At 67.9% G+C, this 9622-nt stretch carries 8 protein-coding genes; all 8 read right to left on the bottom strand.

Annotated elements, in window-relative coordinates; genetic code table 11:
* The coding region (locus AB0442_RS31155; protein WP_366166967.1) for an ABC transporter permease at positions 1-668 on the bottom strand (668 nt) is incomplete at its 3' end.
* A 100-nt stretch (positions 669-768) separates the two neighbouring features.
* Complete coding sequence (locus AB0442_RS31150) at positions 769-1692, bottom strand: ABC transporter permease (RefSeq protein ID WP_363541271.1); 924 nt, start codon at positions 1690-1692, stop codon at positions 769-771.
* Between the two features lie 66 nt (positions 1693-1758).
* Positions 1759-3402 carry an ABC transporter substrate-binding protein gene (locus AB0442_RS31145; RefSeq protein WP_366166964.1) on the bottom strand — a complete coding sequence of 548 codons (1644 nt, stop codon included), beginning with the start codon at positions 3400-3402 and terminating at the stop codon, positions 1759-1761.
* 151 nt (positions 3403-3553) lie between these two features.
* Positions 3554-4576 carry a dipeptide ABC transporter ATP-binding protein gene (locus tag AB0442_RS31140; protein ID WP_366166963.1) on the bottom strand — a complete coding sequence of 341 codons (1023 nt, stop codon included), beginning with the start codon at positions 4574-4576 and terminating at the stop codon, positions 3554-3556.
* A complete protein-coding gene (locus AB0442_RS31135; protein ID WP_366166962.1) occupies positions 4569-5615 on the bottom strand; it encodes an ABC transporter ATP-binding protein in 1047 nt (348 codons plus the stop codon). Before AB0442_RS31135 ends, AB0442_RS31140 begins: the two co-directional genes overlap by 8 nt.
* A gap of 19 nt (positions 5616-5634) precedes the next feature.
* Entirely contained in the window at positions 5635-6576 is a 942-nt protein-coding gene (locus tag AB0442_RS31130; protein ID WP_363541279.1) for an ABC transporter permease, read from the bottom strand.
* Positions 6569-7513, bottom strand: a complete 945-nt coding sequence (locus AB0442_RS31125; protein WP_366166961.1) for an ABC transporter permease — start codon at positions 7511-7513, stop codon at positions 6569-6571. The genes AB0442_RS31130 and AB0442_RS31125 overlap by 8 nt, the downstream gene beginning before the upstream one ends.
* Positions 7514-7599: 86 nt before the next feature.
* Positions 7600-9237 (bottom strand): ABC transporter substrate-binding protein, encoded by a 1638-nt coding sequence (locus tag AB0442_RS31120; RefSeq protein ID WP_363541281.1) that lies wholly within the window; start codon positions 9235-9237, stop codon positions 7600-7602.
* Between the last annotated feature and the right edge of the window lie 385 nt (positions 9238-9622).

Raw genomic sequence — 9622 nt, 5'->3', positions numbered from 1 at the left:
ACCGCGTTGGGCAGGATGTGCCGGAGCATCAGCCTGGAGTTGCTCGCGCCGAGGGCCCGGGCCGCGGTGACGTAGTCCTGCTGTTTCGCGGTGATCACGGCGCCTCGGCCGATGCGGGCGATCTGCGGCCAGCCGAGGACCACGATGAAGGCGACCACGATCCAGATCGACCGGCTCGGGATGACCGAGAGGAAGACCAGGCCGCCGAGCAGGATCGGGATGCCGAAGAAGATGTCGGCGACCCGGGAGATGACCGAGTCGGACCAGCCGCCGAGGAAACCGGCCAGCCCGCCGAGCACGGTGCCGAGCAGGGCGGCGCCGACGGTCGCGCAGACGCCGACGGTGATGGAGGCGCGCGCGCCGTGGACGGTGCGGGAGTAGACGTCGCAGCCCTGCCCGTCGAAGCCGAAGGGGTGGCCGGACTCGGAACCCTGCTGGGCCTTCGAGAGGTCGCACTTCAGCGGGTCGGTGGAGGTGAACAGTCCGGGCCAGATCGCCATCACCACCAGGAAGATGATCAGCAGTCCGGAGATGATGAAGATCGGGTTGCGGCGCAGGTCGCGCCAGGCGTCCTGCCACAGGCTGCGCGGCTTGACCCGCTCGTCGGCAGCGGCGATCTCGGGCTCGTCGTCGAGGCGTTCGTTCTTGATTAAAGTCTGCGCTTCCATGGTGCCGAGGTCGAAGGTCCTGCTCTCGACGGCACTCTGGATCTCTTCTTCCTCGGTGCCGGCGTCCGCGAGCGGGTCCGCCTTGTTGTACTTCTCCTGGTCAGGCATAACGGATCCTCGGGTCCAGGACCGCGTAGAGCAGGTCGACGAGCAGGTTGGCCGCCAGGTAGATGATGATCAGGACGGTCACGAAGCCGACGACCGTGGCCGTGTTCTGGCGGACGATGCCCTGGTAGAGGTAGAAGCCCACGCCGTGGATGTTGAAGATCCGCTCGGTGACCAGCGCGCCGCCCATGAGCGCCCCGAGGTCGGCGCCGAGGAAGGTGACGACCGGGATCAGCGAGTTGCGCAGCAGGTGGTTGATCGTCACCCGGCGGCGCGGCAGGCCCTTGGCCGTCGCGGTCCGCACGAAGTCCGCCCGGGAGTTCTCGGCGACGGTGGTGCGGGTGAGGCGGGCGACGTAGGCGAGCGACACGGAGGCGAGCACGATGCCCGGTAGCAGCAGCGACTCGAAGGTGAGGTCCTCGCCGGCGGTGGCGGGCAGGATGCCCCACTGCACGCCGACCAGGTACTGGAGCACGTAGCCGGTGACGAAGGTGGGGATGGAGATGACGACCAGGGTGAAGATCAGCACCGTGTTGTCCGACCAGCCGCCGCGACGCAGGCCGCTGATGAGGCCGAAGCCGATGCCGAAGATCACCTCGATGGTGAAGGCCACCGCGGTCAGCTTGATCGTCGCGGGATAGGCGGTGGCGAGCAGCGAGGTGACCGACTGCCCGTTGAAGGTGGTGCCGAAGTCCCAGCGGAACAGGTTCCCCATGTAGATCAGGTACTGGAGCCACAGCGGCTCGTCCAGGTTGTACTGCTTGCGGATCTGCTCGGCGACGACCGGGTCGGGGGCCCGGTCGCCGAAGAGGGCGTTCACGGGGTCGCCGAGCGCGTGGACCATCACGAAGATGAGGAAGGTGCTCCCGAGGAACACCGGGATCATCTGGAGCAGGCGTCGGATGACGTAGCGTCCCATGCGAACCTCCAGGGGGCCGCCGGAAGGGCGGCGCCGGGGCCGTGCGGCCCCGGCAGCCGCTGCCGACTACTTGACGGTGATCTGGTCGTAGACCGGGACGCTGAACGGGTTGAGCAGGACGTTGGTGACGCGGGAGGACCAGCCGACGGTGCCGTTCTGGTACCAGAGCGGGATCGCGGGCAGGTCGGTGGCGAGCAGCTTCTCGCCGTCCTGGAACTGGCTGATCGCCCCGGACTTGTCCGAGTTGGCGTTGGCCTGGTTGATCAGGGAGTCGAACTGCGGGTTGCTGTAGCCGGAGTCGTTCGACGCGGCACCGGTGAAGTACTGCGGCTGCAGGAAGTTCTGGATCAGCGGGTAGTCCATCTGCCAGCCGGTGCGGAAGGGGCCGGTCATCTTCTTGGTGGTGACCTGGTTGCGGAAGTCCGCGAAGGTGCCGATCGGGTTGCCGACGCAGGCGCTGGTGTTGCCGAGGGCGTTGTTGATGCTGTTGCAGACGGCGTCGACCCACTCCTTGTGCGGCCCGTCGGCGTTGTAGGAGATGGTGAGCTGGCCGCCGGGGATGCCGCCGCCCTCCTGGACGAGCTGCTTGGCCATGGTCGGGTTGTAGGTGCAGGCCTGGCCGCAGATGCCTTCCTTGAAGCCGCCGGCGGCGCCGAGCACCGGGGAGGTCCAGTCGCTGGCGGGGGTGCGGGTGTTGTTGAACACCACCTTGGTGATGGTGTTCCGGTCGATCGCCATGGCGAGGCCGAGGCGGACCTTCTGCGCGTTGGGGGTGTTCCAGTTCGCCTGGTAGAGCGGGAACGAGATGGTCTGGATGATGCCGGCCGGGGTGTTGAGGAAGCGCCCGTTGAGGTCGGTCTCGACGGTCTTCAGCGCGCTGTTCGGCAGGCCGTTGTCGACGTCGAGGTTGCCGGCCTGGAGGTCGGCGTAGGCGGCGTTGGTGTCGGTGTAGACCTTGAGGTCGATGCCGCCGTTCTTGGGCTTGTCCGCACCGGTGTAGCCGGAGAACGGCCGCAGCTCCATCTTCGCGCTCTTGGTCCACGAGGAGATCTCGTACGGGCCGTTGCCGATCGGCTTGTTGAGGTAGGCCGCGTGGTCGGAGAAGAAGCTCGCCGGGAGCGGGACGAAGGCCGAGTAGCCGAGCGTCGCGGGCCAGGTGGAGAACTTCTGGGTGAGCGCCACGGTGAAGGTGTTGTCGTCGACGACCTTCAGGCCGGACAGGGTCTGCGCGGTCGGGTTGCCGGAGGCCGGCGCGACCTGGTCGTAGCCCTGGATGTACTGGAAGAAGCTGCTGTTCAGCTGCTTGTTGGTGGAGAGGGCGCCGTAGTTCCAGGCGTCCACGTAGGACTTGGCGGTGACGGTCGTGCCGTCGCTGAACTTCCAGCCCGGCTTGAGCTTGACCGTCCAGTTCTGCTGGTCGTCCGAGGTGATCGACTCGGCGTTGGCGTTGCTCGGCTCGCTGGTCTTCGGGTCGTACTGGACCAGGCCGGTGAAGATCATGTCGATGACGGCGCCACCGTTGGTCTCGTTGGTGTTCGCCGGCTCGAGCGGGTTCTGCGGGTCTCCCCACCAGGCGGTCACGATGCCGCCGGTGCCTCCGCTGGCGCCGCTGCCTCCTCCTCCGCCCCCGCTGCTGCCGCAGCCGGTGGCCACCAGGACCACGCTCGTCGCGACGACCACGGCCCAGCGCACTCTGGTCGCTGCAGGCATGAGGCTCCTCCTCTGGGTGTATGACGCATCACACCCCATCGAAGGATCGGGTCATCGGCGGCGCGAGCTGGATACGGCCGGATGGGTGCCGAAAACCCCGCGGGCCCGTGGCGCGCTCGCACCACGGGCCCGGGAGGGGTCGTCCGGCCGGTCAGGAGGCCACCGCGACGCTCTCGCGCACCGCGGCGAAGTGGCAGGCCGAGGCGTGCTTGGCCGGGCCCTCGCCGATCTCCGGGACGGCCAGCAGCGGCAGCTCGGTGCTGCAGCGCTCCTCGGCCTTCCAGCAGCGGGTGCGGAAGCGGCAGCCGGACGGCGGGTTCGCCGGCGAGGGGATGTCACCGGAGAGGATGATCCGCTCGCGGCCCTCGCGGCCGGCCGGGTCCGGTACCGGGACGGCGGAGAGCAGTGCCTGGGTGTACGGGTGGGTGGCGTGCTCGTAGATCTCCTCGTCGGAGCCGATCTCGACCATCGTGCCGAGGTACATCACGCCGACCCGGTCGGAGATGTGCCGCACGATCGAGAGGTCGTGGGCGATGAACATGTAGGAGAGCTCGAAGTCCTTCTGGAGCTGCTCCAGCAGGTTGATCACCTGGGCCTGGACGGAGACGTCGAGGGCGGAGACCGGCTCGTCGCAGATGATCACCTCGGGCTTGAGCGCGAGGCCGCGGGCGATGCCGATGCGCTGGCGCTGGCCTCCGGAGAACTGGTGCGGGTACCGGTTGATGTACTCCGGGTTCAGACCCACCACGTCCAGCAGGTCCTGCACCGCCTTGCGGCGGTCGCCCTTGGGCGCCACCTCCGGGTGGATCTCGAAGGGCTCGCCGATGATGTCGCCGACCGTCATCCGCGGGTTCAGCGAGGTGTACGGGTCCTGGAACACCATCTGGATGTTGCGGCGGACGGCCTTGAGGGCCGCGCCGGACAGCCGGGAGATGTCCTCGCCCTTGAAGAGCACCTGGCCGGAGGTGGCCCGCTCCAGGTTCATCAGCACCTTGGCGAGCGTCGACTTGCCGCAGCCGGACTCGCCGACGATGCCGAGGGTCTCGCCCTTGTGCAGCTCGAAGGAGATGCCGTCGACGGCCTTGACCGCACCGACCTGCTTCTTGAAGAGGATGCCCTGGTGCAGCGGGTAGTGCTTGACCAGGTCCTTGACCTCCAGGATGGGCTCAGCCATGGAGGGTCTCCTTCCAGAGGTGGCAGGCGCTGCGGCGGCCGGCGAGCTCCGCACCGTCCTTGTCGAGCACCTGGTGCAGCACCGGGATCTCGGTGCGGCACAGGTCGGTGGCCGCGTCGCAGCGCGGGTTGAACGCGCAGCCGGACGGCACCTTGAAGAGGTTGGGCGGCAGGCCCTTGATGGCGTACAGGTCCTCGCCCTTCTGGTCCAGTCGCGGGATCGACCGGAGCAGGCCCCTGGTGTAGGGGTGGGCGGGGTTCGCGTACAGCTCGTGGACGGGCGCCGTCTCGACGATCCGGCCGGCGTACATCACGGCGATCTTGTCGGCCACGTCGGCGACCACGCCGAGGTCGTGGGTGATCAGGATCAGACCCATGTTGTACTCGGCCTGGAGCTCCGCCAGCAGGTCCATGACCTGCGCCTGCACGGTCACGTCCAGCGCCGTGGTCGGCTCGTCCGCGATGATCAGGTCGGGCTGCAGGGCCAGCGCCATGGCGATCATGATGCGCTGGCGCATGCCGCCGGAGAACTGGTGCGGGTAGTCGTTGACCCGCTGGGCGGCGGCCGGGATCCGGACGCGGTCCATCAGCTCGACGGCCTTGGCCTTGGCCTCCTTCTTGGAGGCGCCCTCGTGCACCCGGAACATCTCGCCGAGCTGGTAGCCGACGGAGAGCACCGGGTTCAGCGAGGAGAGCGCGTCCTGGAAGATCATGGCGATCTTGCGGCCGCGGATCCTCCGGCGCTGCTCCTCCTTCATGGCGAGCATGTCCTCGCCGCGGTAGAGGATCCGGCCCTGGGTGATCCGGCCCGGCGGCATGTCGAGGATGCCCATGATCGTCTGGGCGGTCACCGACTTGCCGGAGCCCGACTCGCCGAGCACGGCGAGGGTCTCGCCGGCGGCGACGGAGTAGTTCACGCCGTTGACGGCCTTGGCGACGCCGTCGCGGGTGCGGAACTCCACGTGGAGGTCGCGGACCTCCAGCAGCGGCGTGCCCACGGCGAGCCGGTCGGTCTTCTTGGTCTCGATGGCGGTGGTCATCCGATCGTCACCCCTTCTCTCAGCGCAGCTTCGGGTCGAGGGCGTCGCGGACCGCGTCGCCGACCATGATGAAGGCCAGCACCGTGACGCTCAGCGCCGCGGCCGGGAAGAGCAGCACGTGCGGCGCCTCCAGGAAGCGGTTCGAGGCGTCGCTGATCATCAGGCCCCAGGAGATCTGCGGCGGCTGCACACCGATGCCGAGGTAGGAGAGCGCGGCCTCGGCGCCGATGTACACGCCCAGGCTGATCGCGGAGACCACGATGACCGGGGCGACGGCGTTCGGCATGATGTGCCGGAAGGTGATCCGCAGGTTGCCCGCGCCGAGCGCCTTGGCGGCCACCACGTAGTCGTTGTGCTTGTTGGCGATCACCGAGGCGCGCATGATCCGGAAGATCTGCGGCCAGCCGAGGGCGGCCAGCACCATCGACACCGACAGCACGTTGCCGGAGCCCCAGAACGACATGATCAGCATGCCGCCGAGCAGCGACGGGACGGCGAAGAAGATCTCGGTGAAGCGGGACAGCACGCTGTCGAGCACACCGCCGACCCAGCCGGCCAGCAGGCCGAGCAGGCAGCCGACGACGGTCACCAGGGTGGTGGTCAGCACGCCGACCACGATGGAGTTGCGGGCCGACCACACCGTGCGGGTGTAGACGTCGCAGCCCTGCACGTCGAAGCCGAACCAGTGCTCGGCGCTGGGGCGCTTCAGCGAGTCCGCGAGGTCGCAGGCGTCGTTGGCGAACGGGCTGCCGCTGGTGAACAGCTGCGGGACGGCCGAGACGACGAGCAGCAGGAGCACCAGGGTCGCGCCGATCACGAAGACCGGGTTGCGGCGCAGGTCGCGCAGGGCGTCGCTCCACAGGCTGGCGACGCGCTCCGGCTTCTGCTTCGGCTCCTGCCCGCCGGCCGCGGCGGCGCTGCCGCTCGGGGCCTCGGGGTCGACGACGATCGTGTCACTCATAGCGGATCCTCGGGTCGAGCACGGCGTACAGCAGGTCCACGAGCAGGTTGGCGACCAGGTAGACCAGCACCAGCAGGGTCACCACACCGACGATGACCACGCCCTGCTTGTTGTAGATGGACTGCGCGAGCAGGCCGCCCACACCGTGGATGTTGAAGAGCTTCTCGGTGATGACCGCACCGCCCATGAGCGCGCCGAGGTCGGCGCCGAGGAAGGTGACGATCGGGATCAGGGCGTTGCGCAGCGCGTGCCGGCCGATGACCCGGCGGCGGCTGAGGCCCTTGGCGACGGCGGTGCGCACGTAGTCGGCGCGCATGGTCTCCATCAGGCTGGTGCGGGTCAGCCGGGCGACGTACGCCAGCGAGGTGGAGGCGAGCACCAGGGCCGGCAGCAGGTAGGCGCGCAGGCCGTCCTCCTCCCGGAAGGAGACCGGGAAGAAGTCGATGCCGTAGTCGTTGCGGAGCTTGACGCCGAGCAGCAGCTGCAGCGCGGAGCCGAGCACGAACACCGGGACGGAGATGACCAGGAGGGTGGAGATCAGCACCAGCTGGTCGAGGAACCTGCCCCGGCGCAGGGCCGCCAGCACACCCGCGGACACACCGATCACGGCCTCGATCGCGAAGGCGACCAGGGCCAGGTTGACGGTGTACGGGAGCGCCTCGCTGATCATGTCGATGACCGCGCGACCTCGCATGTCCTCACCGAGGTTGCCGGTGAAGACCCCGCTGATGTAGTGCCAGTACTGCACCAGGAACGGGTCGTTGAGGTGGTACTTCTCGCGGATCAGCGCGGCGACCAGCGGGTCGGGGCGCTTCTCGCCGGAGAGCGCCTGCACCGGGTCGCCGGGCAGTGCGTTCACCAGGTAGTAGATCAGAAGCGTCGCACCGAGCAGTACAGGGATCGCCTGTATCAGTCGGCGGATGACATAGCGGCCCATCAGACCTCCACACTTTCGGGCAAGGAAGGAGGCGGCCGGCCGGGTCCGAGGACCCGGCCGCCCGCCCCCGGTCGTCTGCTACCGGGTCAGCCGGCGAGCTCGACGTTGGCCAGGTCCATGCGGCCGAAGGCGTCGGTGTCGACGTTCTTCACGGACTTGGTGTACGCGGCGGAGGACATGTTGGTGTACACGGGGATGTACGGCAGGTCCTGGACGAGGACGTCGTCGGCCTGCTGGTACAGCTTCAGGCCCTCCTCCTGGGTCTTCGCCTGGTCGGCCTGGGTGAGCAGGCTCTCGAACTTGTCGTTGACGTAACCGCCGTAGTTCGAGCCCTGGTCGATGGCGACCTTGGAGAAGATCGGGCGCAGGTAGTTCTCGGCGGACGGGTAGTCCATCGACCAGCCCATGCGGAAGGCGCCGGAGTACTGCTTCTCGCCGAGCGAGTCGAGCAGCTTGCCGAACTTCTCGAACGGCTTGGCGGTGACCTCGACGCCGAGGTTCTTCTTCAGCTGGTTGGCGACGGCCTCGATCCACTCCTTGTGGCCGCCGTCGGCGTTGTAGCCCAGCTCGATGGTGTTGTTCGGGACACCGCCGGCCTGGGTGAAGAGCTCCTTGGCCTTGGCCGGGTTGTAGGTGCCGGCCTCGCCCAGGGCGCCCTTGCGGTAGCCGGCCACCAGCGGGCTGATGAAGTCGTCGGCGGGGACGCGGCTGCCGTTGAAGATGGTCTTGCTGATGGCCTCGCGGTCGATGGCCATCGAGATCGCCTTGCGGATCTCCGGCTTGCCGTAGGTGGCCGGGTTGGTGGCGATCGGGAAGCCGATGTAGCCGACGCCGGACTCCGGCTTGTAGATGTAGCGGTCGCCGAACTCCGACTTCACCGTGGACATCGCCGAGGTGGGCAGCTTGTCGGTGATCTGGATCGCGTCGGTGCGCAGGTCGTTGTACGCGGTGTCCAGGCTGTCGTAGATCTTGAAGGTGACGCCCTGGAGCTTGGCCTTGCCGTCCGCGGCCGGGAAGGCGTCGTAGCGCTTCACCTTGATCTGCTTGTTGTGCTCCCAGGAACCGTCCATCTGGAACGGGCCGTTGCCGACCGGCTTCTCGCCGAAGGCCTTGGGGTCGGTGAAGAACGCCTTGGGCAGCGGGTAGAACGCGGTGTAGCCCAGCATGGTCTTGAACTGGGAGAACGGCGCGTTCAGGGTGACGGTGAAGGTCTTGTCGTCGACGACCTTCAGGCCCTTGAGCTCCTTGGCGGTGGGCTTCTTGTCCTTGCCCGGGGCGAGCTCCTCGGAGCCCTCGATCTTGGCGAAGAAGGGCAGGCCCTCCTGCGCGTTGTCCTGGTTGGCGCCGTAGTTCCAGGCGTCGACGAAGGACTGGGCGGTGACCTTCTCGCCGTTGTGGAAGGTGTAGCCGTCCTTCAGCTTGATCGTCCAGACCTTGCTGTCGGCGGACTCGATGGACTCGGCGACGCGGAGCTTGGGCTCGCTGGTCTTGACGTCGTAGTCGACCAGGCCGGCGAAGAGGGCGTTCAGCACCTCGGCGCCCTCGGACTCGGCGGTGTTGGTCGGGACCAGGCCGTGCTGCGGCTCGCCGAGCTGGACGGCGATCGAGCCGCCGTCCTTGGCGGTGGCCTTGTCGCCGCTCGTGCCGGACGTGCTGCAGGCGGTCGCGGCGAGGGCGACAGCGGTGGCGGCCACGATCCACTTGGCCGGGGTTGCTCCGCGCATGGGGAGATGCCTCCTGAGGTGGTTTCAACGCGGAGGCACCGCAGGGGGAATGGCCGGAGTCTTCGCGCCGGCCATGAGGTGCCTCCTCGCCCGAGGTTCGGCGCGCACCCCTGCGCGTGACCCGTGACCCGAGCTCGACTGTCCCACTATCGGACACCGCGAGATGCGGAACTGACCATTACGGATCTCAATTTGGTCACATGCGCGACGAATTGGTTTCACAAATTGGACATTGAGGGCATACCTAACCGGCACCAAACGGACAGTCGTCGCGCATGACGGTCGGTCACGCACGATTACCGGACATCACCGGCACTCCGGATACCGGACACCCGGCCCGGCCCGGGGACAGACGAACGGCCGGCTCCCGCCCCGCGGAGGGGTG

The organism is Kitasatospora sp. NPDC085895, assembly GCF_040702125.1.
GTDB lineage: Bacteria > Actinomycetota > Actinomycetes > Streptomycetales > Streptomycetaceae > Kitasatospora > Kitasatospora arboriphila.
The sequence above is the reverse complement of the archived record's forward strand: the minus strand, read 5'-3'. Positions and strand labels throughout refer to the sequence as shown.

What these genes read in the sequence shown, in the direction of transcription:
- AB0442_RS31125 (WP_366166961.1), bottom strand. Translation starts at nt 7,513, where the DNA reads ATGGGCCGCTATGTCATCCGCCGACTGATACAGGCGATCCCTGTACTG.
- AB0442_RS31120 (WP_363541281.1), bottom strand. Translation starts at nt 9,237, where the DNA reads ATGCGCGGAGCAACCCCGGCCAAGTGGATCGTGGCCGCCACCGCTGTC.
- AB0442_RS31135 (WP_366166962.1), bottom strand. Translation starts at nt 5,615, where the DNA reads ATGACCACCGCCATCGAGACCAAGAAGACCGACCGGCTCGCCGTGGGC.
- AB0442_RS31150 (WP_363541271.1), bottom strand. Translation starts at nt 1,692, where the DNA reads ATGGGACGCTACGTCATCCGACGCCTGCTCCAGATGATCCCGGTGTTC.
- AB0442_RS31145 (WP_366166964.1), bottom strand. Translation starts at nt 3,402, where the DNA reads ATGCCTGCAGCGACCAGAGTGCGCTGGGCCGTGGTCGTCGCGACGAGC.
- AB0442_RS31140 (WP_366166963.1), bottom strand. Translation starts at nt 4,576, where the DNA reads ATGGCTGAGCCCATCCTGGAGGTCAAGGACCTGGTCAAGCACTACCCG.
- AB0442_RS31130 (WP_363541279.1), bottom strand. Translation starts at nt 6,576, where the DNA reads ATGAGTGACACGATCGTCGTCGACCCCGAGGCCCCGAGCGGCAGCGCC.